This is a genomic window from Methylosinus sp. shoA (assembly GCF_059718125.1).
Genome location: NZ_AP046091.1, coordinates 4231229 through 4253058 on the forward strand (window position 1 = coordinate 4231229; position 21830 = coordinate 4253058).

Annotated in this window: 28 protein-coding genes and 2 pseudogenes; 11 read left to right on the forward strand and 19 right to left on the reverse strand. The window is 61.6% G+C overall.

What is annotated here, in order from left to right:
• Positions 1–185 precede the first annotated feature (185 nt).
• The 8 genes from AC6IW9_RS19800 to AC6IW9_RS19835 form a co-directional block, all read right to left on the reverse strand.
• A complete protein-coding gene (locus AC6IW9_RS19800) occupies positions 186–629 on the reverse strand; it encodes a MarR family transcriptional regulator (protein ID WP_497766542.1) in 444 nt (147 codons plus the stop codon).
• A 54-nt stretch (positions 630–683) separates the two neighbouring features.
• Positions 684–887, reverse strand: coding sequence for a hypothetical protein (locus tag AC6IW9_RS19805; RefSeq protein WP_497766544.1), 204 nt, complete (start codon positions 885–887; stop codon positions 684–686).
• The gene (locus AC6IW9_RS19810) at positions 887–1093 is read right to left on the reverse strand and encodes a helix-turn-helix transcriptional regulator (RefSeq protein ID WP_497766547.1); all 207 of its coding nucleotides are present in this window, start codon (positions 1091–1093) and stop codon (positions 887–889) included. The genes AC6IW9_RS19805 and AC6IW9_RS19810 overlap by 1 nt, the downstream gene beginning before the upstream one ends.
• A 149-nt stretch (positions 1094–1242) precedes the next feature.
• Positions 1243–1839 (reverse strand): hypothetical protein, encoded by a 597-nt coding sequence (locus tag AC6IW9_RS19815; RefSeq protein WP_497766549.1) that lies wholly within the window; start codon positions 1837–1839, stop codon positions 1243–1245.
• Positions 1839–3044 (reverse strand): tyrosine-type recombinase/integrase, encoded by a 1206-nt coding sequence (locus AC6IW9_RS19820; RefSeq protein WP_497766551.1) that lies wholly within the window; start codon positions 3042–3044, stop codon positions 1839–1841. Before AC6IW9_RS19820 ends, AC6IW9_RS19815 begins: the two co-directional genes overlap by 1 nt.
• Positions 3045–3100: 56 nt before the next feature.
• The gene (locus AC6IW9_RS19825) at positions 3101–4189 is read right to left on the reverse strand and encodes a DEAD/DEAH box helicase (RefSeq protein WP_497766553.1); all 1089 of its coding nucleotides are present in this window, start codon (positions 4187–4189) and stop codon (positions 3101–3103) included.
• On the reverse strand, positions 4179–4430 hold the full coding sequence (gene mads1, locus AC6IW9_RS19830; protein ID WP_497766555.1) for a methylation-associated defense system helix-turn-helix domain-containing protein MAD1: 252 nt from the start codon (positions 4428–4430) through the stop codon (positions 4179–4181). Before mads1 ends, AC6IW9_RS19825 begins: the two co-directional genes overlap by 11 nt.
• 195 nt (positions 4431–4625) lie before the next feature.
• Positions 4626–4913 carry a 7-cyano-7-deazaguanine synthase gene (locus AC6IW9_RS19835; RefSeq protein WP_497766557.1) on the reverse strand — a complete coding sequence of 96 codons (288 nt, stop codon included), beginning with the start codon at positions 4911–4913 and terminating at the stop codon, positions 4626–4628.
• A gap of 112 nt (positions 4914–5025) precedes the next feature.
• Between AC6IW9_RS19835 and tnpA (AC6IW9_RS19840) the strand changes: the two genes are divergently transcribed.
• From tnpA (AC6IW9_RS19840) to tnpC (AC6IW9_RS19850), 3 genes are read left to right on the forward strand one after another with little or no spacing between them, the layout of a single operon-like run.
• On the forward strand, positions 5026–5433 hold the full coding sequence (gene tnpA, locus AC6IW9_RS19840; RefSeq protein ID WP_497763764.1) for an IS66-like element accessory protein TnpA: 408 nt from the start codon (positions 5026–5028) through the stop codon (positions 5431–5433).
• Positions 5430–5783: an IS66 family insertion sequence element accessory protein TnpB gene (tnpB, locus tag AC6IW9_RS19845; RefSeq protein ID WP_497763765.1), complete on the forward strand. Its 354-nt coding sequence runs from the start codon at positions 5430–5432 to the stop codon at positions 5781–5783. The genes tnpA (AC6IW9_RS19840) and tnpB (AC6IW9_RS19845) overlap by 4 nt, the downstream gene beginning before the upstream one ends.
• Positions 5784–5832: 49 nt before the next feature.
• Entirely contained in the window at positions 5833–7470 is a 1638-nt protein-coding gene (gene tnpC, locus AC6IW9_RS19850) for an IS66 family transposase (RefSeq protein WP_497763766.1), read from the forward strand.
• Between the two features lie 81 nt (positions 7471–7551).
• On the opposite strand, the gene AC6IW9_RS19855 is transcribed toward tnpC (AC6IW9_RS19850), so the two are convergent.
• Entirely contained in the window at positions 7552–8037 is a 486-nt protein-coding gene (locus AC6IW9_RS19855) for a 7-cyano-7-deazaguanine synthase (protein WP_497766560.1), read from the reverse strand.
• A gap of 81 nt (positions 8038–8118) precedes the next feature.
• Here AC6IW9_RS19855 and AC6IW9_RS19860 point away from each other — a divergent pair.
• A pseudogene (locus AC6IW9_RS19860) lies at positions 8119–8873 on the forward strand (IS5 family transposase).
• Here the strand turns inward: AC6IW9_RS19860 and AC6IW9_RS19865 are convergent.
• Positions 8853–9329, reverse strand: a complete 477-nt coding sequence (locus AC6IW9_RS19865) for a nucleoside 2-deoxyribosyltransferase (protein WP_497766563.1) — start codon at positions 9327–9329, stop codon at positions 8853–8855. The pseudogene AC6IW9_RS19860 and the gene AC6IW9_RS19865 overlap by 21 nt on opposite strands.
• A gap of 1044 nt (positions 9330–10373) precedes the next feature.
• Positions 10374–11186, reverse strand: a complete 813-nt coding sequence (locus tag AC6IW9_RS19870) for an 8-oxoguanine DNA glycosylase (protein ID WP_497766567.1) — start codon at positions 11184–11186, stop codon at positions 10374–10376.
• On the opposite strand from AC6IW9_RS19870, the gene AC6IW9_RS19875 reads away from it, so the two are divergent.
• Positions 11181–11474 carry a helix-turn-helix domain-containing protein gene (locus AC6IW9_RS19875; protein WP_497766570.1) on the forward strand — a complete coding sequence of 98 codons (294 nt, stop codon included), beginning with the start codon at positions 11181–11183 and terminating at the stop codon, positions 11472–11474. The genes AC6IW9_RS19870 and AC6IW9_RS19875 overlap by 6 nt on opposite strands.
• A gap of 130 nt (positions 11475–11604) precedes the next feature.
• Here AC6IW9_RS19875 and AC6IW9_RS19880 read toward each other — a convergent pair whose 3' ends face one another.
• The 8 genes and pseudogenes from AC6IW9_RS19880 to AC6IW9_RS19915 form a co-directional block, all read right to left on the reverse strand.
• Positions 11605–12021, reverse strand: coding sequence for a hypothetical protein (locus AC6IW9_RS19880; RefSeq protein ID WP_497772567.1), 417 nt, complete (start codon positions 12019–12021; stop codon positions 11605–11607).
• Positions 12021–13262, reverse strand: coding sequence for a recombinase family protein (locus tag AC6IW9_RS19885; protein WP_497766573.1), 1242 nt, complete (start codon positions 13260–13262; stop codon positions 12021–12023). The genes AC6IW9_RS19880 and AC6IW9_RS19885 overlap by 1 nt, the downstream gene beginning before the upstream one ends.
• 141 nt (positions 13263–13403) lie before the next feature.
• Positions 13404–15040, reverse strand: a pseudogene (gene tnpC / locus AC6IW9_RS19890) (IS66 family transposase).
• A gap of 49 nt (positions 15041–15089) precedes the next feature.
• Positions 15090–15443, reverse strand: coding sequence for an IS66 family insertion sequence element accessory protein TnpB (gene tnpB / locus AC6IW9_RS19895; RefSeq protein WP_497763765.1), 354 nt, complete (start codon positions 15441–15443; stop codon positions 15090–15092).
• Positions 15440–15847: an IS66-like element accessory protein TnpA gene (gene tnpA / locus AC6IW9_RS19900; RefSeq protein WP_497763764.1), complete on the reverse strand. Its 408-nt coding sequence runs from the start codon at positions 15845–15847 to the stop codon at positions 15440–15442. Before tnpA (AC6IW9_RS19900) ends, tnpB (AC6IW9_RS19895) begins: the two co-directional genes overlap by 4 nt.
• A gap of 186 nt (positions 15848–16033) precedes the next feature.
• Complete coding sequence (locus AC6IW9_RS19905) at positions 16034–16480, reverse strand: DUF2924 domain-containing protein (protein WP_497766576.1); 447 nt, start codon at positions 16478–16480, stop codon at positions 16034–16036.
• A gap of 405 nt (positions 16481–16885) precedes the next feature.
• Positions 16886–17815: an ImmA/IrrE family metallo-endopeptidase gene (locus AC6IW9_RS19910; RefSeq protein ID WP_497766579.1), complete on the reverse strand. Its 930-nt coding sequence runs from the start codon at positions 17813–17815 to the stop codon at positions 16886–16888.
• Positions 17815–18135 (reverse strand): helix-turn-helix domain-containing protein, encoded by a 321-nt coding sequence (locus AC6IW9_RS19915; RefSeq protein WP_497766582.1) that lies wholly within the window; start codon positions 18133–18135, stop codon positions 17815–17817. The genes AC6IW9_RS19910 and AC6IW9_RS19915 overlap by 1 nt, the downstream gene beginning before the upstream one ends.
• Positions 18136–18275: 140 nt before the next feature.
• Between AC6IW9_RS19915 and AC6IW9_RS19920 the strand changes: the two genes are divergently transcribed.
• From AC6IW9_RS19920 to AC6IW9_RS19945, 6 genes are all read left to right on the forward strand, one after another.
• Positions 18276–18515 (forward strand): DUF2188 domain-containing protein, encoded by a 240-nt coding sequence (locus tag AC6IW9_RS19920; protein WP_497766585.1) that lies wholly within the window; start codon positions 18276–18278, stop codon positions 18513–18515.
• Positions 18516–18527: 12 nt separating this feature from the next.
• Complete coding sequence (locus AC6IW9_RS19925) at positions 18528–19715, forward strand: hypothetical protein (protein ID WP_497766587.1); 1188 nt, start codon at positions 18528–18530, stop codon at positions 19713–19715.
• The gene (locus AC6IW9_RS19930; protein WP_497766589.1) at positions 19690–20637 is read left to right on the forward strand and encodes a hypothetical protein; all 948 of its coding nucleotides are present in this window, start codon (positions 19690–19692) and stop codon (positions 20635–20637) included. Before AC6IW9_RS19925 ends, AC6IW9_RS19930 begins: the two co-directional genes overlap by 26 nt.
• 162 nt (positions 20638–20799) lie before the next feature.
• Complete coding sequence (locus AC6IW9_RS19935) at positions 20800–21027, forward strand: helix-turn-helix transcriptional regulator (protein ID WP_497766592.1); 228 nt, start codon at positions 20800–20802, stop codon at positions 21025–21027.
• A complete protein-coding gene (locus AC6IW9_RS19940) occupies positions 21024–21494 on the forward strand; it encodes a hypothetical protein (protein WP_497766594.1) in 471 nt (156 codons plus the stop codon). Before AC6IW9_RS19935 ends, AC6IW9_RS19940 begins: the two co-directional genes overlap by 4 nt.
• Before the next feature lie 12 nt (positions 21495–21506).
• Positions 21507–21830 carry a hypothetical protein gene (locus tag AC6IW9_RS19945; RefSeq protein ID WP_497766596.1) on the forward strand — a complete coding sequence of 108 codons (324 nt, stop codon included), beginning with the start codon at positions 21507–21509 and terminating at the stop codon, positions 21828–21830.

Below are 21830 nucleotides of genomic sequence, written 5' to 3' on the forward strand. Positions count from 1 at the left end.
ATCGCGTGTGAGCGCAGCGCTGCGCTTGCGGGGCTGCGCGCTGCGCTCACACTGGCTATACTAAGTGTGGCAACTACAGTTGCCTATGGGGCTGTGCATAACCCGCCTTAGCAGGCAACTGTAGTTGCCTGTTGGGATACTCTCAGGCAACCGCAGTTGCCTATACAGGCAACGAGAGTTGCCTACTAAGGCAACTGTGGTTGCCTGTGCGCCGACCGCCGAGCGGAGCTTTCCACAGGGTTATCCACAGCGCCGCATATCCTGCGATATTCGTGCGTCGCCGGCTCGCCCGTGATGTCGTTGGGTAGATGCGTGAGCCGATATTCTGCCGCTCGCCGCGTCTGGAACGCCGACGCGCGCGTCACGCGCAGGAAGCCGGCGTTCTCGAGTTCGCGGATGATCTTCGTCGCGCCTTGATGTGTCGCCCCGATGCGCCGGCCCAACTCCCGCGCCGAGATAGCGAGAGCGCCGTTGTTTCGACCATTGTGCATGAAACCGATAGCAAGCCACGCCTTGACGGCGAGCCCTGACAGGCCGCGCCAAGCATGCGTCGCCTCCATCTGCTCATAGACGCGCACGTGGCGCGCGTCGTGAGCCTTGGAGCGGCCTGTTCGGTTATGCTTTGCCACGATGGTCGCGCTTCGCGAGGACGGCTCGGGCGGGAACGCGGGCGAGAAACGCCGTCATTGCCGCCCCCTGCGCTTCCACGCCCGGAACTCCAATCGTTCCGCGCGCGTCGGCCTATAGTCGGCGCCCGACTCGACGCGCTCTCGCGCGAGCCGGTCGCGCTCGCGCGCTGCGCGAACCTGCGGAAGGCCCGACTCTTCTTCGGCCGGCTCGCCGAAGATGCGCCGCGCCGCGGCGAGAATTTTGACACGCGCGCTCATCACGCGACCCTCTTCGCGTCGCGCTCGGCGATGCGGGCCTCCACCCACGCCAGCACCTCCGCACGCACGAATCCGAGGCGTCGTTCACCGAGCGAGACGGCTTGCGGGAACTCTCCCCGCGCGCGCTTGAGATTGATCGTCGTACGGCTCAAAGAGGTGAGCTTGCACGCGCCCGCCATCGAGACGAGAACAGGATCGTCTGACATTACCGCTCCTCTGTGTGTGAGCGGCTGTGTCGTCTATGCCGCCCGTGTGGAACGGTTGCCAATCATGCGCATGTTCGAGCGCTCTGCTACAGCACCCGCCGAGATCGGGTCGGCTCTTTTAAGCCCCGACAAAAATTGTGTCGTCTCTTCTAAGCGCCGACATTTTTGTCGACTTTGTAGATGCGGTCCCTGACCGCTTGCCACGTGAGCCGCGCGATTCCCTTTTCAAATAGATCGGCATTCACTGCCTTGACAATTTGTTTAGCAATTGCCGGAGCGCCCGCCTTGGTCTTATGTTCTGCCCGATATGCGTCAAGATGATGCTTGATTGCTTCCTGCACGATATCGCTTCTTATCTTCTTTGCAGCCCTCATATGCTCTGCAGTGTTGTTTTCTTCGCGCTTCTTGTTTTTGAATACGGCCTGCCTTCTGCAACGTGTCTTCATATCAAGCCAGAATTGTATGCTCATTATGCGACCGGAAAGCGCAATTTTGCTATCAATTGAGCCGAATTCAGGACTCTCGATAACCCTACACATTTCGTCTAAACTCTCATAAATCTTTTGCACTCCGAGGTTGTGCGCCATCACATCTGACTCGATTGATACTGGCGACTCGACAGGCCGCTCTTTTGCTTCCAATTCGAGCATTAGCTTCGCGCGATCTTTAGCGCCCGCCTCGCGAATCAGACTGATTTGACGCGCAAGAGCGTTGACGCGCTGTCCGTCGTCATCTTCCTCGCTCATCAGCTCACGCCCCCGATCGCGACCACATTCGCCGGCCGGACGGTCGAGCAGTAGGACTCCCAATCCTCCATCAGCTTCCGCCGCTTCGCCACGGCCGTCTCGTGCCGATAGGCTTGCTCGGCCTTGTCGCCGACGACATGCGCCAATGCCGCCTCGGCGGTCTCCCGTGCGGCATCTGTCTTGTCGCCGCACCAATCGCGGAAGGCGCTGCGCATCCCGTGCAGCGTCGCCGCCTTATCGGGTGAGGCGAGCCGCAGCGCCTTCGTCATCGCAGTGTCCGAGATCGGCCGGCCCTCGACGCCGCCTCCGAAGATCAGCTCTCCCGTCGCCTGCTGGCGCATGGCCTCCACGATCGCCAGCGCGCGGTCGCAGAGCGGCACAACATGCGGGCGCGCCGATTTCATCCGCTCGGCCGGAACCGTCCAAGTCCGAGCCTCTGTGTCGATTTCGGCGAAGGTCGCGCCGCGGGCCTCGCCCGCTCGCGCAGCTGTCAGAACCAGGAACTCGACGCAGCGCGCCGAGACGCCGTTCGACTGGCGCAAGGCCACCATCATCGCCGGGACGGCTGCATAGGCGAGCGCGGCGTGATGTCCGCGCTCGAGCTTCTTGCGTCCCGGCATCACCTTGTCCAGCAGGCCCCGCCAGATGGCGGGATTGCCGGCCGTGCGCCATTGGTGAGCAATGGCGTAGTCTATGACGGCCTGGATCCGAGCGCGCAGTCTGTCGGCTGTCTCCGGCCGTTCCTGCCAATGCGGGGAGAGACAACTCTTCACGTCGCCGAGCGCGATATCGGCGACGGGGAGATCATGCAGCGGCTTCGCATACTCCCGGAGCGTCATCTCCCATTGCGCCCGATGCTTGTCGTTCTTCCACTCCGATGATTTGGCCGCGAGCAACTCGTTCATGCAATGCGCGAAGGTGACGACGCGCGGCGGCTTCCGCTCTGCGGTCGGGTCGAGCCCCCTCGCCAGCTTCTCCCGGATCGCCTGCGCCTTCTCCCGCGCGAGCGCCAGGGACACGGGCGCCGTGCCCTGCCCATAGCCGCCGAGGCCGAGTTCCCGGCGGACGGTCCCGCGACGGAAGATGAAGAACCATTGTTTGGAGCCGCCCTTGCGGACCCGCAAAAACAACCCGTCACCGTCCGAATAAATTCCGGGCTTGTCGAGGGTCCGAATCCTCGTTTCGGAGAGCAGCCTCTGCGCCAATTCCGCGTCCTAATGCCATAACTACGAAATCGACCATAGCGACAATTTCGTAAACATCAATGGCTTATTGGCAGAAAAGACGGCAAAAACGGCGGAACGGCGGGCTCCCTCTCCTCCAAAGGTGTCGCAACCGGATGAGCGTCCAACTTCGCCTTCAGCCGTTGCGAAATCGAGTTCAAGGCGCCGGCGATCGCAAATGTCGAGGATGCCAGGAGCTTCCGCAAAACGAGCGTCATCAGCGAGCGTTGCCCGGACGGCAAGGCCTGCAGATTGTCACGCTGCAGATAGTCGGAGACGAGCTGATAGAGGCGGTTCTCACCGTCGGCCGGTGTGAATTCCTCGACCAGGGGAAGACGGCGTGTGTAGGGGATGTATGCGGTTACCTGGCGCCTAAGGGTGCGGTGGCAAATGGGCTTCAGACGCTCCTTCAGCGCCTCGAAATTGCGTTTGTCACCCGGGTTTGCGAATTGCTCGCGGAAACTTTTGACATCGCCGAAAGCGTGCTCATCAATGAAACTGACGAGGCCATACAGCTCCAAGAGTGAGTTCTGGAGCGGAGTTGCGGTCAGGAGCAGTTTATTTTTCTGGGCGAGTGCATTTTTTAGTGTATTCGCAATCACATTCGATGGCTTGTACACATTTCTAAGTCTGTGAGCCTCGTCGATGACGACCAAGTCCCAGGGAACCCTATGGACGTCCGACGCTTTCGACCGAGCGAACTGATATGAGCAAATTACGATCGCATCCTTGACGTCGAATGGCTGCAAGCTCCCCTCGCGGATGGATTGGTTGTAGGATTTCGATTCCAGTATAATACAAGGAAGCAGGAACTTTTCGTTCAACTCCTGATGCCATTGCTTGCGCAAATTCGATGGCGCGATCACCAGAATACGGCGCTTCCGCTCCGCCCATCGTTGGGAGATGACAAGCCCGGCTTCGATCGTCTTTCCAAGGCCGACTTCATCGGCAAGCAGCGCACCCTTTGAAAGGGGCGACGCGAAGGCAAACAGAGCCGCATCAACCTGATGCGGGTTCAAATCGACCTGGGCGCCTGCGACAGCCCCCGCTAAACGCTCGGAACTATCTGGGGCGCATCGTTTGGTGAGTTCGTGGGCAATATACTTCGCGTGGAAGTCAGTGATCATTCTGCCTCCCACGATTTTTCACCATTCCCTCCGACGACTTGGCGTCAGTCGCTTGTGTCGGCTGGTTCTGGATGACCTTTTGTGCCTCAATCCAACGGTCCAGATCGACCCGCTTGAACCTCCATTGCCCTCTAACTTTGAATGCTGGGATCTCCGCGCGTTGCGCCATCGTGTAGACGGTCTTCTCCGCCACCTTCAGCAGACCCGCCACTTCTGGCAAAGTCAGAATTTCATCAGGCATCGGCGGCGCCTCGGTTAAAGTTTGGCAAAGAATGCCAGAGTCCGCCTGCTAATGCTAGCCTAGGTGCTACCCCGACCCGTCAGAATGTGAAAAATCGACCTCTCTGCCGCTCCCACTCCACCGGAAGCGGTTCCAGCATCCGCTTCCAGCAGAGGGCGCGGGTCAGGGTCGGAAACGCACAGCCGGAGAAGCGGATTAATCTTGCAAGCTAGCGGTGTTCAGGCCCAACGCGGCGAAAGTCTCCAACGTCTTGATGCACCCTCGGCATCGCCCGCATCCAACGGTCTCCCTATGGCACGAGAACGTCCAGCAAAGCAGGGAGTGCGGCAGCCCGCTTTCGCGGACGAGTTCGACAGTCGTCATGTTGATCGCCGGTGCCATTACGCGGGCGTCGGGCAGTTCGCAGCGAATCAAAGCGTCGATCGCACTGACGAACTCGGGATTGCCGTCGGGATGAACGCGGTCTGTGATCACCGTTCCCACGGCAATTTCCTTCGTAAGCGCCGTTGCGACCCCATTGATTCTTCGGGTTCGGAAGGATTTTCGGATGTGAGATTCTTCTGAGGGACAGCCATGTCTCTGGAAGGATCCGAAGATGAACGAGAATGCGACGATCGAAACGGCTTTTGGCGCAGGATTTGTCGGACGTGTGGATTTTCGTCGTTCACGTTCGGGCAATCGGCTGTGGTCGAAGGAGCTGAAGGGCCGGATCGTACGAGAGAGTCTCGCGCCTGGAGCGCGCGTCGCCGACGTGGCCCGCAAATATCGGATATGCGCGCAGCAATTGACGCAGTGGCGCCGCCAGGCGCGCACCGGGCGGCTCGCGCTGGTGACCGACGGTCCCGCGGAGTTCGTGGAGATCGAGCTCGAGCAGCCCTCCGTTCGTAACGAGAGCGATGCGAAGATCGAGATCGTCGTCGGCAAGGTCGTGTTACGGCTGGATCAGGACACCGCGTCGACGCGCATCGCCGAGATCATGACGGCGCTGGAGCGCGGCGCGTGATCATTCCGTCGCAAGGGTTGCGGATCGTGCTCGCCGTGCGTCCCGTCGATTTCCGCTGCGGGCATGACGCGCTGGCCGCTCTCGTGCAAAACAAGCTCGGACTCGATCCGCATTCCGGGCTCATCGTCGTGTTCCGCTCGAAGCGAATGGATCGCTTGAAGATTTTGCTGTGGGACGGAACCGGACTCGTGCTCGTCTACAAGCGTCTCGGCGATAGCCGCTTTTCTTGGCCGCAGATCAGCGACGGCGTCCTGCAATTGAGCCGGGTGCAATTCGAAGCTCTATTCGACGGGCTCAACTGGAAGCGCGTCGGCGAGCGGATCGTGGCGACGCCGACCGCGGCGAACTGATCGCAACTTCGGCTTCATTCGGCGCCTCGCTTGCGATAGATTCGCCGACGTGACGCCGAGCTTCGATCCCTCCAGACTCGCAGAGCTGCCTGCCGAACTACGCGCATTGTTCGAAGCTCAGCGCGCCATGCTCGAAGCCGAACGCATCCGCGCCGATCATGAGCTCGCCGCGCGCCTTCACACCGAGAGCGAGCTCGCAGCGTCGAAGGAGACGGTCGAACGTCTGCAATTGCTCGTCAAGGAATATGAACGCGCGCGTTTCGGCAAGCGTTCGGAGAAACTCGATCCCGATCAGTTACAGCTCGTTCTGGAAGATATCGAGATCGCCATTGCCGAAGTCCAGGAGCGGGAAGACGATCGCGCGCGCCGCTCGGGGCGCCCGGCGACCAGGGAGCGCGCCGCCCGCGCCGCGCGCGCCTTTCCTGCTCATCTGCCGCGCGTCGAGCGCGTGATCGAGCCAGAAAGCCTCGCCTGTCCCTGCGGCTGCGGCCTGATGGTTCGGATCGGCGAGGACCGCTCCAGCCGCCTCGACGTGACGCCGGCGCAATATCGCGTCATCGAGACCGTGCGGCCCCGCTACGCCTGTCCGACAGGATGCGCGGGCGTCGCCCAGGCGCCGGCTCCTGCGCATCTGATCGAGGGCGGCGTTCCCACCGAGGCGCTGCTGGCGCAAGTGGCGGTCGCCAAGTTCAGCGAGCACATGCCGCTCTACCGTCAATCGCAGGTCTTCGCGCGCCACAGGATCATGCTCGACCGCGCCGTTCTGGCCGATTGGATGGGAACGACGGCCTTCCACCTCGCGCCGATCGTCGAGCGCATGAGCGCGCTGATGAAGCTGTCCGGCCGTCTATTCATGGACGAGACTCGGGCGCCGGTTCTCGATCCCGGCCGCGGCCGGACGAAAACTGGCTATCTCTGGGCGGTTCTGCGCGACGACCGCGGGCACGGCGGCGCCGATCCGCCGATCGTGGTCTATCATTACGCGCCGGGTCGCAGCGGCGAGCACGCCGAGCGGATGCTCGAAGGATTCGACGGCGTTCTCCAGGTCGACGGCTATGGCGGCTATCATCGTCTGGCGCGCGCCGAGCGCAAAGGTGGCGCCCCACTGCGGCTCGCCTGGTGTTGGAGCCATGGCAGGCGCGAGATCATCGCCGCCACGCCGAAAGCGGGCTCGCCCATCGCCGAGGCGATCCTGGCGCGCATCGCCGCGCTCTATGCGATCGAGGCGGACATCCGGGGCAAAGAGGCGCCGATCCGGCAGAGCGTTCGCGCCGAGCGGTCGCGGCCTCTTGTCGTCGAGCTCGAAGAGTTTTTGCGCGCCCAGGCCGCTCGCCTCTCCGGCCGCAGCGACATGGGCAAGGCGGTCGCCTATCTTCTGAATCATTGGGCCGGGCTGACCCTGTTCCTCGACGATGGACGCGTCGAGATGGACACCAACCTCGTCGAAAATCAGATTCGGCCGCTGACTCTCACGCGCAAGAATGCGTTATTCGCGGGGCACGATGAAGGTGGACGTTCCTGGTCACGTCTCGCTTCGCTCATTGCGACATGCAAGTTGAACAGCGTCGATCCCTATGCCTGGATGAAGGCGACGCTCGAGGCGATCGCCGATGGCCATCCGCAGTCGCGCATCGACGAGCTGATGCCCTGGGCCTTCAAATCCTCGTCGCCGACGCCAGCCGCCTGATCGCTCACCATTGCGCTGAACCAATCGCTGACAAAGCTTTGCGCCAAAGGCTTGCAATGCCTTGTCGCAACGAATTGCAAGCTATTCTTCCATTCCAGCGGCAATGGGACGACAACGGCGCTTACTTTCCTTCAAGCCGCGATCCGCACATGCCATGGCGGCTACCGTTACAAGGAATTGGTTCCGAAAAGGCCACGCCTCACTAACCTTGGAGTGAGACGCCATACTTCGGCCGACCATGTCCCCAGCGCCCAAGGCGCCCACGTTCGCTGTCACTATCTGATGGTCAAGCTGTCGAGCCAGGTGTGATGCGGCCCTCAGTTCTCCGGCGGCCGGGCGTTGCCCGTAGTCGATGGTGAGCAGAAGGTCTGGCCGTCGCCAGTAGGCAAGTGCGGTGGACTCTACGCCACCGGAGAAAAGCAGGACCCTCATGTCAATGCTCGGCGCCCTGCCCACGCCACGTGGTACAGAGCAGTAGAGAAGTCGTCGACGACACGGCAATTGGGAGAGCCCAGCAACATCGTTAGGTCGCTGCGCTTCGTCGATTGTGCTAAGGTCTGTAGACATTCGAGTAGGAAGGGGATTCCCGCAAGGCTGAAATTTTGATTCAAGGCTGAAAAATGGAGGTTAGCCTTGATTCGCTTGGCATTGAAGGATGAGCAATGGGAAACGATAGCGCCGCTGCTTCCTGGCAAGGCAGGCGATCCGGGCCGTAGCGGCGAAGACAATCGTCTGTTCTTGGAGGGGGTGTTGTGGATCGCCCGTACCGGTTCACCCTGGCGTGATTTGCCCGATTGTTTCGGCAAGTGGTCCTCGGTGTGGAAACGCTTCCGCCGCTGGGCGTTGAAGGATGTCTTCGATCAGATTTTTATGGCGCTCTCGGGCGATCCTGATTTTGAATATGCGATGATCGACGGCACAATCATCAAAGTTCACCGGCACGGAACCGGCGCAAAAGGGGGACTCAAAGTCAGGCCATCGGCCGCTCGCGCGGCGGGCTGACGACGAAAATCGTCCTTTTGGTCGATGCTTTGGGCTATCTGGCGCGCTTCATCCTGTTACCGGGGCAGCGCCATGACAGCGTCGGCGTTGCGCCCTTGATCGAGGATGTCGACGTTGCCGCGCTCATTGCCGACAAAGCCTTCGATAACAACGCCCTGCGTCTGCGATTGAAGCAGCAAGGCGCTCTCGCCGTCATCCCTTCCAAAGCTGATCGCAAACAGCTTATCCCGCATGACGCCGAAATGTACAAATGGCGCCATCTGGTCGAGAACTGCATCCAACGCCTGAAGGAGTGGCGGCGCATCGCAACCCGCTACGATAAAACCGACGCCAGCTTTTGCTGCTTTTGTCCAACTCTCCGCCGCATTGCACGCAATCGCCTAAATGTCTACAGACCCTAGTGCCACTACAGGGAGGCCGATGCGCGTTGCATAGCCCACTTCGAATAGAGTTCCCGGGTCGCCACCATCCAGAAGGGCGAGCACCGCCGTGGATTGGTCTAGCGCGGCGAGGTCCGCCGGAACGACCCCGGACGGCTGGCCGAGCCCAATCTCGTGGTAGGGAGAAAAGACCTTTACCCCCAGCTCTTTCAGCCCGCGATACGCTTCCTCGACAAGCCAAAGCTCATGTGTCGTGAAGAAAGGCCCCGCAATATAGACCTGCCCGCCTGAACCGGGCTTGATTGGCTCGCCGACACCAGTGGCCTCTTCCACTCGAACGGCTGGCGTACGCGTCTGCGCATAGTGCGCGACGCAGCGCGAGGCAGCGTCAGCCGCATCGGGCGCTGATCGCCCCGCCAACATCCAGTTCTCTGCGAACGCGGCGCTGAAGACATCGCCCGTGCCAATCTTGTACACGCGAGCGGATTGATGCGGATTGATAGGGTGGCACTTCCGCGGAAAGGCACGCGTTCTCGTAAACGCGGCATCCGTCCGCCCCAGCCTTGACAATAAGGGCTGAGAGGTTCCCGCCTGCGAAGAGTCGCTCCACAGCGCTGGCCTCATCCGGAGCCCGCCCTAACGCAAGGACTTCGGACAGGTTCAATACGATGACAAGCTTTGAAGCGCTGGAGCCATTCTCGCGGAAATCCGCAGGGTCCCCTTGGGGATCGTATACGCAAGTTTCAGCCTTTACGACGCCAGTGCCTTCCATGAGCCCGAAGCGCAGCACGGCTGCGCCCTCGACAACCAGGGGCTCGGCCCTTGGCAATGGGAAGGGGAGATACTCGGGACGAGCGAGCGGGTGAGTGTAGCGGAACGACACAAGCGCATCGCTGGCAGCAGGTGCGTGCTCTAGGTTCTCATGCGCCACGGTGCGCGTCGCGTTCAGCTGCTCGGAATTTGGGCAGTAATACCGCCAACGAACGCGCCTACCCGCGGCAGCAAGCGCAAGCGCTGCTCGGCCGCCCGAGCCGAAGCGGGCGTCCACCTCGGGCGAGACGCAGCGCTCGGCATAGTAGCCGCCGACGACTATGATATCGGGTTCCATGCCGCTCATGCACGCCGCACTCGAATGCGCACGCGTCCCGCGGCGCTATTCTTGACGTCGACGACATCCGCGGCAAAATCTACACCGTCCTCAAGGCAGCCGATCAACGCGGGAAGCTGCACGTGCCCCGCCAAGAGTGCCGACCTGCGTGCCGCCATCCAGAAACACACCTACGGCGTTCGCGGGGGTCAAACGAACCGCAAGGACCTGCCCCTGCGTAAGTCGATCCGCGACACCAGCAACCGGGGAGTAAAGATCGTCTTGAAAAGATATCGCACATGGGTCTGCGCTGGAATGGCCTGCCCCGGAGCCCGATCCGCCGCTGCCACCGCCTGTCCTGCTACCTCCTTTAGGATAGCTCGGATCACCGCCGCTTCCGCCCATGAACCTTCCTCCTTGTTGATTGAAATAGCCTATTCGACAGCGGCGCGCTCCACCATACGCGATCCGAACCGACGCATGTCGTCCCATATTACTGCATCAAGTATTGACGGCCGAACCTCTAGCGCCGTTGCGAAATCAATGAAACGTGCCTCAAGACGTTCATAGTCTTCAGGCAGGCGCACGCGGTCGGGAAACAGCTTCAGGTGCCGGCCGAGCCTAAGAACATGTATATCTAGAATCGCAACATTTTCGGCGCCCAGCCAGTTGCGGGCAACCCAACTCGCTGTCTTGGGACCGACGCCAGGCATGGCCATTAGCCTATTGCGAAAAATACGTGGGGCTGTCGCGTGCGCCGAGCGATCGGGCGCCAGTTCGTCAGCCAGCGCAAGGGAGCGAGCAAGCCACGCCGCCTTCTGACGCGGGAAACGATAATTCTGGAGTCTCGCCCCGCGCGCATCGGAAACTGGTATCCGATCCGAGAGTAAATCGAACAGATCCTCCTCCGACGGTCGCGCGCCCCATTCAAGGACGCCTCGTTCTCGGAGATGGCGGAAAAAAGCGTCGTTTACCTCAACGCGCACTCCGTATCCACCCAAGAGACAGAAACCCAGCTCTTCGTGCAGCGTGGATTCTCGCGCGACATAGCCCTCGCCGGCTTCCTCTGCATTTGCGCAGCGCCAGCGCCAATAGGCCGGCGAGAGGATCACATCAGGTCGCCCCAGCGCGACGCCAGGAAGGATTTCCGTTCGCCCGTTTGCATCAAGCACGGGCGGTGAGAAGCGGCTGCGAGAGGTGTGGGCTACACAAACGGTCATGCATAGTATATGCATCAATTTATGCATGAGAACAAGCTCGATCAGCCTGCATTCGGTGCTGCTCTTCAGCGGGCACGAAGGCGGCTTGGACTTTCGCAAAATGCTATCTCGGCAAAGGTCGGACTTGAACAGAGCACTTTGTCTCGAATCGAAAAAGGCGTTGTTAAACAATTATCTAAGGCGAAGGAACTGAGGGCGATTGTTAATAGTGCGGCGATGGATCATGACTTAGAGGGCATTGTCGCAGATGTGGCGCGCTCACCGGAGCTTCGCGCACTGGTCGCGCGCATTCTCGATGCCAGCATGCATAAGTGATGCATGCTGTCTGTCGCTGCATGCTGTTGAGCGCGATGCTTCAGGAGTGCCAGCATGCCAATGCTATAAATGGCTGAGAGCCAGCCACTCGACGGCTGAGGTCAAGATGCGGGATCGCGTGATGGGCGCGCTATCGGCGAGCAGAGACGGAGAAATGCGATTGCTGCCTCTCCCACTCTACTGGGAACGGCGTGAGCAGCTCGTCCAACTGAAGTCCCGCGGATTGACGTCCATCGAGGATCGCCTCAACGATGTCGGGCGCGAGCAGGGTCAGGCGCAGGATGCGGGCGATATAGGATGGGTTGATTTTCTCGGCCGTAGCAAGGTCCTGGACGGTCGGATAGTGGCCGGTGTCGAGCAGCTTCTTCCATCGATGGGCGCGGGCGAGCGCCTTCACCATGGTGTTGTCGATGCGTGCCCGCGGCGGTGCCCAGGCATCGGCGCCGTTTGAGGCAATGACGAGCTTTCGCCCGCCGCGCTTCTTGAAGGTCATCGGCACGGTGACAGTCAGCGCGTCCGTGTCGTGGAGGATCGCGCCCCTCGTCATCACGCTGCCTCCTGCCGTTGGCTGATCGATTGAAGTTCGGCAAGCAGCGAGGCGAGGCCGCCGGTGCGGAGCCGGATCGCGATGCTGTCGATCTTCACGTCGACCCGCTCGACCAGAAGCTGGACGAGACGTGCTTGCTCGGCAGGGAACAGTTCGTCCCATACGGGATCGAGCCGCTCGAAGGTCTCTCGGACCTCCGATTCCGTAATGCGGTCGTCATGCGCCGTTGCGGCCATCCATGTCCGGACGATCAGTTCAGGCGCGCGCAGAATTCCACGAAGCGGCTCGACCACCGTCGCTTCGATCTCGGCGGCGGGAACACGCCGGACCGGGCAGGTTTCCGGCCTGCGCTTCAACACCGACTGGGTGACATAGTAACGGTAGAGCCGGTCCCCCTTTCGGGTGTGGCTCGGCGACATGGCGTCGCCGTTGGGGGAAAAGATCAGGCCCCGCAGAAGCGCCGGTCCGGACAGGCGGGTCTTGTTGGAGCGGGTGCGCGGGCTTTCCCCCATGATGGCGTGGGCACGGTTCCAGAGATCGATATCGATGATCGCCGCGTGCTCGCCAGGATAGGCGACACCCTTATGGACCGCATCGCCGATATAGACCCGATTGTTCAGAAGCTTGTAGAGCGCGCCCTTGTCGAGCGAGTGGCCGCGCCGGCTGCGAACACCGGCTTCATAGAGTTCCCGCATCAGCAGCTTGATCGATCCAAGTTTCACGAAGCCCTCGAAGATCCGGCGAACCGTCGCCGCCTCCACCTCGTCGATCACGAGCTTGCGGTTGTCGACGCGATAGCCGAGGGGCACATAGCCGCCCATCCACATGCCTTTCTTGCGCGAGGCTGCGACCTTGTCGCGGATACGCTCGCCGATGACTTCCCGCTCGAACTGGGCGAAGGAGAGAAGAATGTTGAGCGTCAGCCGCCCCATCGACGTTGTCGTGTTAAACGACTGCGTGACGCTGACGAAGGTGACGCCGCGCCGTTCGAACACCTCGACGAGCTTGGCAAAATCCATCAATGAGCGGGACAGGCGGTCGATCTTGTAGACGACCACGACGTCGACCTTGCCGAACTCGATGTCGGCGATGAGACGCTTCAACGCCGGGCGTTCCAGCGTGCCACCCGAAATCCCGCCGTCATCGTAGTGGTCGGGCACCAGCACCCAGCCCTCCGGCTTCTGGCTCATGATATAGGCTGCGCATGCCTCGCGCTGGGCGTCGAGGCTATTGAACTCCATGTCGAGCCCTTCCTCCGTAAGCGCCGTTGTCGTCCCATTGCCGCTGGAATGGAAGAATAGCTTGCAATTCGTTGCGACAAGGCATTGCAAGCCTTTGGCGCAAAGCTTTGTCAGCGATTGGTTCAGCGCAATGGTGAGCGATCAGGCGGCTGGCGTCGGCGACGAGGATTTGAAGGCCCAGGGCATCAGCTCGTCGATGCGCGACTGCGGATGGCCATCGGCGATCGCCTCGAGCGTCGCCTTCATCCAGGCATAGGGATCGACGCTGTTCAACTTGCATGTCGCAATGAGCGAAGCGAGACGTGACCAGGAACGTCCACCTTCATCGTGCCCCGCGAATAACGCATTCTTGCGCGTGAGAGTCAGCGGCCGAATCTGATTTTCGACGAGGTTGGTGTCCATCTCGACGCGTCCATCGTCGAGGAACAGGGTCAGCCCGGCCCAATGATTCAGAAGATAGGCGACCGCCTTGCCCATGTCGCTGCGGCCGGAGAGGCGAGCGGCCTGGCGCGCAAAAACTCTTCGAGCTCGACGACAAGAGGCCGCGACCGCTCGGCGCGAACGCTCTGCCGGATCGGCGCCTCTTTGCCCCGGATGTCCGCCTCGATCGCATAGAGCGCGGCGATGCGCGCCAGGATCGCCTCGGCGATGGGCGAGCCCGCTTTCGGCGTGGCGGCGATGATCTCGCGCCTGCCATGGCTCCAACACCAGGCGAGCCGCAGTGGGGCGCCACCTTTGCGCTCGGCGCGCGCCAGACGATGATAGCCGCCATAGCCGTCGACCTGGAGAACGCCGTCGAATCCTTCGAGCATCCGCTCGGCGTGCTCGCCGCTGCGACCCGGCGCGTAATGATAGACCACGATCGGCGGATCGGCGCCGCCGTGCCCGCGGTCGTCGCGCAGAACCGCCCAGAGATAGCCAGTTTTCGTCCGGCCGCGGCCGGGATCGAGAACCGGCGCCCGAGTCTCGTCCATGAATAGACGGCCGGACAGCTTCATCAGCGCGCTCATGCGCTCGACGATCGGCGCGAGGTGGAAGGCCGTCGTTCCCATCCAATCGGCCAGAACGGCGCGGTCGAGCATGATCCTGTGGCGCGCGAAGACCTGCGATTGACGGTAGAGCGGCATGTGCTCGCTGAACTTGGCGACCGCCACTTGCGCCAGCAGCGCCTCGGTGGGAACGCCGCCCTCGATCAGATGCGCAGGAGCCGGCGCCTGGGCGACGCCCGCGCATCCTGTCGGACAGGCGTAGCGGGGCCGCACGGTCTCGATGACGCGATATTGCGCCGGCGTCACGTCGAGGCGGCTGGAGCGGTCCTCGCCGATCCGAACCATCAGGCCGCAGCCGCAGGGACAGGCGAGGCTTTCTGGCTCGATCACGCGCTCGACGCGCGGCAGATGAGCAGGAAAGGCGCGCGCGGCGCGGGCGGCGCGCTCCCTGGTCGCCGGGCGCCCCGAGCGGCGCGCGCGATCGTCTTCCCGCTCCTGGACTTCGGCAATGGCGATCTCGATATCTTCCAGAACGAGCTGTAACTGATCGGGATCGAGTTTCTCCGAACGCTTGCCGAAACGCGCGCGTTCATATTCCTTGACGAGCAATTGCAGACGTTCGACCGTCTCCTTCGACGCTGCGAGCTCGCTCTCGGTGTGAAGGCGCGCGGCGAGCTCATGATCGGCGCGGATGCGTTCGGCTTCGAGCATGGCGCGCTGAGCTTCGAACAATGCGCGTAGTTCGGCAGGCAGCTCTGCGAGTCTGGAGGGATCGAAGCTCGGCGTCACGTCGGCGAATCTATCGCAAGCGAGGCGCCGAATGAAGCCGAAGTTGCGATCAGTTCGCCGCGGTCGGCGTCGCCACGATCCGCTCGCCGACGCGCTTCCAGTTGAGCCCGTCGAATAGAGCTTCGAATTGCACCCGGCTCAATTGCAGGACGCCGTCGCTGATCTGCGGCCAAGAAAAGCGGCTATCGCCGAGACGCTTGTAGACGAGCACGAGTCCGGTTCCGTCCCACAGCAAAATCTTCAAGCGATCCATTCGCTTCGAGCGGAACACGACGATGAGCCCGGAATGCGGATCGAGTCCGAGCTTGTTTTGCACGAGAGCGGCCAGCGCGTCATGCCCGCAGCGGAAATCGACGGGACGCACGGCGAGCACGATCCGCAACCCTTGCGACGGAATGATCACGCGCCGCGCTCCAGCGCCGTCATGATCTCGGCGATGCGCGTCGACGCGGTGTCCTGATCCAGCCGTAACACGACCTTGCCGACGACGATCTCGATCTTCGCATCGCTCTCGTTACGAACGGAGGGCTGCTCGAGCTCGATCTCCACGAACTCCGCGGGACCGTCGGTCACCAGCGCGAGCCGCCCGGTGCGCGCCTGGCGGCGCCACTGCGTCAATTGCTGCGCGCATATCCGATATTTGCGGGCCACGTCGGCGACGCGCGCTCCAGGCGCGAGACTCTCTCGTACGATCCGGCCCTTCAGCTCCTTCGACCACAGCCGATTGCCCGAACGTGAACGACGAAAATCCACACGTCCGACAAATCCTGCGCCAAAAGCCGTTTCGATCGTCGCATTCTCGTTCATCTTCGGATCCTTCCAGAGACATGGCTGTCCCTCAGAAGAATCTCACATCCGAAAATCCTTCCGAACCCGAAGAATCAATGGGGTCGCAACGGCGCTTACCTTCCTCCGACGATTTTCGCGTATAGATCGCGCACCGGATCTTCGGCGTGACCTTTGTCGCAGGATGTTTGGCGGCCGCTGTCCGGGTCATGAGCCGCTCCTCGCGCTTTTCAGCCCGAAGAAAACCCAGCCGTTCCATTTGACGCCGGTGATGGCGCGCGCGGTCGCCGAAAGCGATTTGTATGGCCTGCCTTGGTACTCGTAGCCTTCGAGGGTAACCGTCACGACGTGTTCGATACCGTTGAACTCGCGCAGGAGCCGCGTCCCTGCGATCGGCTTCCGATCGGTGCGAATGCGGCGGGTCTTCGGGTTGGTATCCTCGACGCCGCGGGCGAGCGCGTCGAGCCGCTTCACGGTTTCGGGTTTCAATCCGCCATAGGCGAGTTCCTGAACCCGATAGGCCAAGCGGCTTTCGAGGAAGCGCCGATTGTAGGGCGGCGCTTCCGTTCCGTAGAGATCGCGCCACATCGTTTTCAGCGCGGGTGTCGGCATGGTTTTGATGGCGGCGACTCGCGCCAGCACGGGATCATTCATCGTCGGTCTCCGTCGACTTCGGCATGACCGCGTTGGTCGGCGAACAAGTCCAGCCAACTCTCTCCGGGCTCGCGAGATAAAGGTGTGGGCCGTCCCTCGCGTCGCTGCCGAAGCCGGACCATGCCGCGTGCAAGGATCTCGGCCGCTTCCGCAAGCCGCTCGGCATCGCTCATCAGGTCGGGGCGCAGGGCGTTGGGACCAGACCCCAGGGAAACAAGATCGAAAGCGTTTCGCATGAGAGAAACGCTAGGCAGTCATCCAAATAAAACAAGCAAAATCCGCGTGTTATCAGGATTCTGCGCATCAGATCGAAAACATTCAAAAAGCCAGCGAGGCGCATTCACAGCTACAATTCGCTTGGAAACCAAACACACGAGCGAATCGGTCACCCGATGCGAAGACGAATCATGCCTGTCCGCTCTGGACAAACTGATCGTAAGTGTCCGGAACATGCTCTTCGGCAAGCGAAACGCCGGAAGAGGCGCGGTCAAACATCAGCAGCGTGACGGACAGCCCAAGCCGCTCGGAAAAAATGGTGAGTTCCCGCACCGGCTCTGAACCACGGCGAAATGTCCAGACGCCCGCGGGCAACTGCATCGCTCGATCCTGGTCTTTCAATGCCGACGGCCCCGTCCCAGCGATGGAGTTCTCCGGAATCGGCATACCCGACGGGATGAAAATCCCGCTCCTGAGCGCAGCATCGCTCGCACGTCCCCAGCGCGCAAAACCATCGTATGCCACCACCATTGCGGCGCGGGTATCTGTGAACTCTATCCACTTCCTCACCGCTGCGATCAATGAAACGCCGTATCTGCGAGTGATATGCGCGAGAAGCTCACGCGACATTTCATTTTGGCCGATCTGAGTTCGATAGTCGTCAATTGGCATCAGCAGATATGATGCAAAGGTGTCAGCCTCTTCCTCTCGCTCCCGGTCGGCCTGTTTCCACTCGTTCGACTGCAGCGGCAAGCACTCGAAGCCGCATTCCCTGCGCAGCACACCACCCGGGTAGTCAGCTTCCGACAGTTCGGGACGATGCAGCATGTAGTGCCCGAATTCGTGGGCGATCGTAAAACGCTCTCGTCCCCGATATTGCGGGTTGCTCGAATAGACGATGTGCCAGGCGGGACGTTTCTTGTGTGGCCGAAGCATACCCTCGAAACCCGGCAACTCCTCACCGACGATCTTGTCGATCGGATCGCCGTAGTTGCGAGAGACTTCTTTTGCGAGCCCCGTGACGTCAACCGGAAAGCGATCGGCTCCGAGGCTGATTTTAAGCAGCTTCGAGAGGCGAATGGCTTCCTTCCACGGTGACTTCGGAGCCGCATCGACCATCAGTCGTCATCCAGGATATCGAGCATCTTGCGCAGTCGTTCCTTCACGGGTGCATCGAGTTTCTTGTACTTGCGATAGAAAGCAATGTCAGTAGCGTCCTCGGCTTCGTTGGCGCCATCGCCTTCCAACAGATACTCAGCCGTGGTTTCCAGTGCTGCAGCTATTTGCGCGAGCTTCTCTGCCGAGGGACGCGCAACCTCTTTGTTCTCGATTTCCCACATGTAACTCTTGCTGGATCCGATTTTTTTGGACAGCGCTTCGAGTGTAAGGCCGCGTTTGCGCCGTTGCTCTCGAACTCGTTCACCCAAGGGGGTTGGCACTGAACATCCTCCTGCCTGTGCGTGGTTCGTTTTCGCGATACCCCTAGTCCTTGACACGCCATACCGGCAACACTTATCTTGCGCAGAAGTTCGTGATAACGAACTTAATTTCTCGCAACTGCGAAATACAGGAGGTCGGCATGGCCAAGGGTAAGGGGTCTGGGACCCATCACGTTGTTCCGAACTCGGGTGGAGGCTGGGACGTCCGCCGCGGCGGTGCCGATCGCGCCAGTGGGCACTTCGACACCAAGCAGCAGGCGGTCGACCGCGGCCGGGAGATCAGCCGCAACGCCGGAACGGAATTTAAGATCCACAATCAGGACGGCCGCATCGGCCAGTCCGATTCGCACGGGAACGACCCGCGCAACATCAAGGGCTAAGGAGATGTGACAATGGCCTCAGTGACGAGCTTTATTCGCAACACGCCTGCCTCGTCGCTGCAGGCATATTTTTCGCCGGTGGGATTCTTGGCCTCGCTGCCGATCGATTGGTCCGCTGCCGAACCCGACGTTGTTCGTGGCGCGCTCAAGGCGGTCGACGAAATGGACGATCAGGCACGAGCCCGGGTCATCAACGATGCCGAGCGGGTCAGCGGGCTCGCAGACGATGCCGGCCAGACCGCGCTATACAGCGTGATCGATGATCGAGCGCTCCTCGACGTTCTCGCGAATGGCCATGCTCGTTCACTCTGGCTGTTTCTGAATCACCCGGTCCTGTTCCGTCACGCCGAGGAAGTTCGGTTCACTGACGAGAAGCGACGTGGCCGCAGCTGGGATGGCTTCATCATCGAAGCCGGGGGAACGGTTCGTCGCGATCAGATTTCCATTGAGGCTTTCAAAGCGTCGCTCCGCACCCGCTTTGCGTCTGCGAACGTCCATGTCGACATTTTTGAACGTGTGCGCCCCACATTTGAGGGAGAAGACTGCGACCTCGTGCAGATCACCGTCTACCGGGAAGGCCTGCCGGACGACCAGCTCGCCTTCGATGACGGTGGCATACTTATCCGGCGCGCCTATCGTCCGGTGTTCGAGGCGGCAATGACTTATGAGCCGGCGACCGGAGTCATCGAGGTTGTCGCGAGTGACCGGGAGAGCCGCGCCGAAATGGCGCTGTTCCTGGCGCGCGATCTCCTCGGCGTCGATTTCCAAAACGAGAAGGTCCCGGTTCGTCGCTACGATCTCGATGTGCTGCTGTCGCCCTTCGATTTTCCGACCGACCTTGATGACGGCATCGAACGGGTCGACGTCCGCCTGTTGCGGCTGATGCCGCTCGATGCTGTCGGCGAGCGCGTCACGCTGGAGTGCATGGCCAAAGCGGGCCGCACGATCTGGAGCATGGCGGAGGAGCGGCTTGGGCCGGGCAATCCGATCGATGGCGGGTGGGTTGCCACACAGGCTAAACTGACCATCAAGTTCCATCCGAAGGGCGACGCGAGGCGCGGTCGGACTCTCCCTCTGACGATCACTATGCCGCATGGCTGCAATCTCAAGGACCAGACCGAGGAAGAGCAACTGATCGGCGAAAAATATCTCCGCCGCTGGGGAATCCTCGCCGATGATGCGATCGCCGCGAAGTCCTGATCAGAAGGCACTGGCCCTGGTCTGCGCGATCGCTCAGACCCGTGACGCGCGCATCACAGCCGCTGCCCTGTCGAATCATTATCCGGCAGTCGGAGCGCAGCTTCAGGCACTCGATGTGCTGACCCCGGTGGGAGACGAGGCGGCGGTGACGTCCATGGCTGACCATGACGACTCGCCGATTTCGCTCGTGCGATCACCGGATGGTCGTTCGTTCGGCTATTTCAGCCCGCAGGCAGGCTGGGTGACGGCGGCGCCTGGCGAACAGACCGTCTTCGCTCTGGACTTCGAATCTCTTCTGCCGAAGCTGCTGGAAGGGCTCGATTGCGCTCTCGCCTCGCGTCCTGTGTCTCTGGTGCCCGGATTGATCTGGGAGGTCGGCGCCGCGCGTCTACCTGGGCGCACGGCTCGCGTGCCCGTTTGGGTCGGACGTCGGCTTTCGGATCCGACGGCTTGGGCTTCTTTTCTTGAACAAACCAGGCAGCGACCGGCTCCCGGCGTGCGACTCGTATTGTCGCTAACGCCCGAATCGAAGTTGCCCAAAGACTATGTGAGTGGGCACGAGATCGTCGCTGTGCAATCGATCATCGACGTAAACCAAGGGCTGCGCATCGATCCTCAGATCCTCGCAGCTCGCCTGTCGCACCGGCGCGATGACGGACAACCCGTATCGATGACTGCCGATGGCGGCTCGATCATCGTCAGGGGCAAGACCTACATATTCACCGGCACGAAGCATCGCGCAATCATTCGACACCTCTTCGAGGCGTGGCAGCGGGGCGAACCCGAATGTCTGACCGCGGCCGTCCTGGAGGCTGCCGACTCCGGCGACCAGGTTCAAACGCTCGGAAAGGCGTTCAAGGGACGCACCGACTGGCGCGAATTCATCAAGGAAGAGCGCGGGCGCTGCTGGATCGATCTTTGATACCCACCTGATCCTCGTTCAAACCGCCTTCGGGCGGTTTTTTCATTTCAGCCCGCGGAGCTGCGATTCCTCCGCTGGCTCCTTCCTTTCTCCTCCCCGGCTCCTCCCCACGCCCGCGCCATCCTCTCCGCAGGTTTTCGACTGAGACCGAAGGAGACGCAGATGTCGGTCAGGCATTTGAACCAGATCGAGCTCGCTGCTCGCTGGAACATCAGCCACCGCACCCTCGAACGGTGGCGGTGGTCGGGGGAAGGGCCCCGCTACATCAAGATCGGCGGACGGGTCGTCTACCGGCTCGAAGACGTCGAGGAATACGAGAAGGAACAGATCCGCGCGAGCACGGCCAACAGGTCGGCCCCGAAAATGGCGGCGGGGGCGCGCTGGCCATGATCGCCACCCCCATCACGCTCGACGCGATCCGCGCCATGCCGATCGGCGAGATCGCCACTTTGCCGGCCGATGCCCTGGCCACTCTCCAGGAAGATGCCGACGCCGCTCTAAAGAGCGCGAAGACGCTGAAAGACTGGCTCGACGGTGCCATCGCCCTGAAATTCGGTGAGCGTGCCCGCGAAGCTCGCACCGCGCTGGCCAAGGACACCGGCACGGTTCGCTTCAGCGACGGCGCGATCACCATCGTCGCCGACCTGCCGAAGAAGGTCGAATGGGATCAGGGCAAGCTCGCCGCCCTCGTCGAGACGATCCGCGCCTCCGGCGAGGACCCCAACCAATACATCGAGATCAGCGTTTCCGTTTCCGAGCGCGCTTACGGCGCCTGGCCGGACGCGATCCGTCGCGCCTTCGAGCCGGCTCGAACGCTCAAGACCGGCAAACCGACCTTCCGACTTCTCCGTGACTGAGAGGACCAACCGATGTTTTCGTTCGCCAAGATCAAGCCCGAAGAACCTCTGTCCGCGCTCGAAACGCTGCGCGAGGCGCATTGCGGACTCGCCACGCTCCCCGATGCCATCCGTGTCCCGGCGTTGCCGGGCCAGGATGCGATCGACGCCAAGCCGATCACCGAGGCGACCCTCGACGACATCGCCTTCGCCCTTCGCGGGCTGGAGGCTGCGTCCAACGCGCTCATCGATCAGATGTACGCGCTGCGCAAGCTCAGCCAGATCGCGCGGGATGCCGGCGGTCGTGGGGCAGACTGCGCTGTCGATCTCGCCGCCCGCGCGACGAAGGAGCGTTGA

Excerpts from the sequence above, each read along its gene's own strand:
- AC6IW9_RS19920 (WP_497766585.1), top strand. The coding sequence starts at position 18,276 with ATGGCCAAGGGTAAGGGGTCTGGGACCCATCACGTTGTTCCGAACTCG.
- AC6IW9_RS19805 (WP_497766544.1), bottom strand. The coding sequence starts at position 887 with ATGAGCGCGCGTGTCAAAATTCTCGCCGCGGCGCGGCGCATCTTCGGC.
- AC6IW9_RS19930 (WP_497766589.1), top strand. The coding sequence starts at position 19,690 with ATGATGCGATCGCCGCGAAGTCCTGATCAGAAGGCACTGGCCCTGGTC.
- AC6IW9_RS19935 (WP_497766592.1), top strand. The coding sequence starts at position 20,800 with ATGTCGGTCAGGCATTTGAACCAGATCGAGCTCGCTGCTCGCTGGAAC.
- AC6IW9_RS19940 (WP_497766594.1), top strand. The coding sequence starts at position 21,024 with ATGATCGCCACCCCCATCACGCTCGACGCGATCCGCGCCATGCCGATC.
- AC6IW9_RS19905 (WP_497766576.1), bottom strand. The coding sequence starts at position 16,480 with ATGAATGATCCCGTGCTGGCGCGAGTCGCCGCCATCAAAACCATGCCG.
- AC6IW9_RS19945 (WP_497766596.1), top strand. The coding sequence starts at position 21,507 with ATGTTTTCGTTCGCCAAGATCAAGCCCGAAGAACCTCTGTCCGCGCTC.
- mads1 (WP_497766555.1), bottom strand. The coding sequence starts at position 4,430 with ATGCCTGATGAAATTCTGACTTTGCCAGAAGTGGCGGGTCTGCTGAAG.
- AC6IW9_RS19855 (WP_497766560.1), bottom strand. The coding sequence starts at position 8,037 with ATGTCTACAGACCTTAGCACAATCGACGAAGCGCAGCGACCTAACGAT.
- AC6IW9_RS19910 (WP_497766579.1), bottom strand. The coding sequence starts at position 17,815 with ATGGTCGATGCGGCTCCGAAGTCACCGTGGAAGGAAGCCATTCGCCTC.
- AC6IW9_RS19875 (WP_497766570.1), top strand. The coding sequence starts at position 11,181 with ATGCATGAGAACAAGCTCGATCAGCCTGCATTCGGTGCTGCTCTTCAG.
- AC6IW9_RS19815 (WP_497766549.1), bottom strand. The coding sequence starts at position 1,839 with ATGAGCGAGGAAGATGACGACGGACAGCGCGTCAACGCTCTTGCGCGT.
- AC6IW9_RS19825 (WP_497766553.1), bottom strand. The coding sequence starts at position 4,189 with ATGATCACTGACTTCCACGCGAAGTATATTGCCCACGAACTCACCAAA.
- AC6IW9_RS19885 (WP_497766573.1), bottom strand. The coding sequence starts at position 13,262 with ATGGAGTTCAATAGCCTCGACGCCCAGCGCGAGGCATGCGCAGCCTAT.
- tnpA (WP_497763764.1), bottom strand. The coding sequence starts at position 15,847 with ATGAACGAGAATGCGACGATCGAAACGGCTTTTGGCGCAGGATTTGTC.
- AC6IW9_RS19880 (WP_497772567.1), bottom strand. The coding sequence starts at position 12,021 with ATGACGAGGGGCGCGATCCTCCACGACACGGACGCGCTGACTGTCACC.
- tnpA (WP_497763764.1), top strand. The coding sequence starts at position 5,026 with ATGAACGAGAATGCGACGATCGAAACGGCTTTTGGCGCAGGATTTGTC.
- AC6IW9_RS19870 (WP_497766567.1), bottom strand. The coding sequence starts at position 11,186 with ATGCATAAATTGATGCATATACTATGCATGACCGTTTGTGTAGCCCAC.
- AC6IW9_RS19810 (WP_497766547.1), bottom strand. The coding sequence starts at position 1,093 with ATGTCAGACGATCCTGTTCTCGTCTCGATGGCGGGCGCGTGCAAGCTC.
- AC6IW9_RS19925 (WP_497766587.1), top strand. The coding sequence starts at position 18,528 with ATGGCCTCAGTGACGAGCTTTATTCGCAACACGCCTGCCTCGTCGCTG.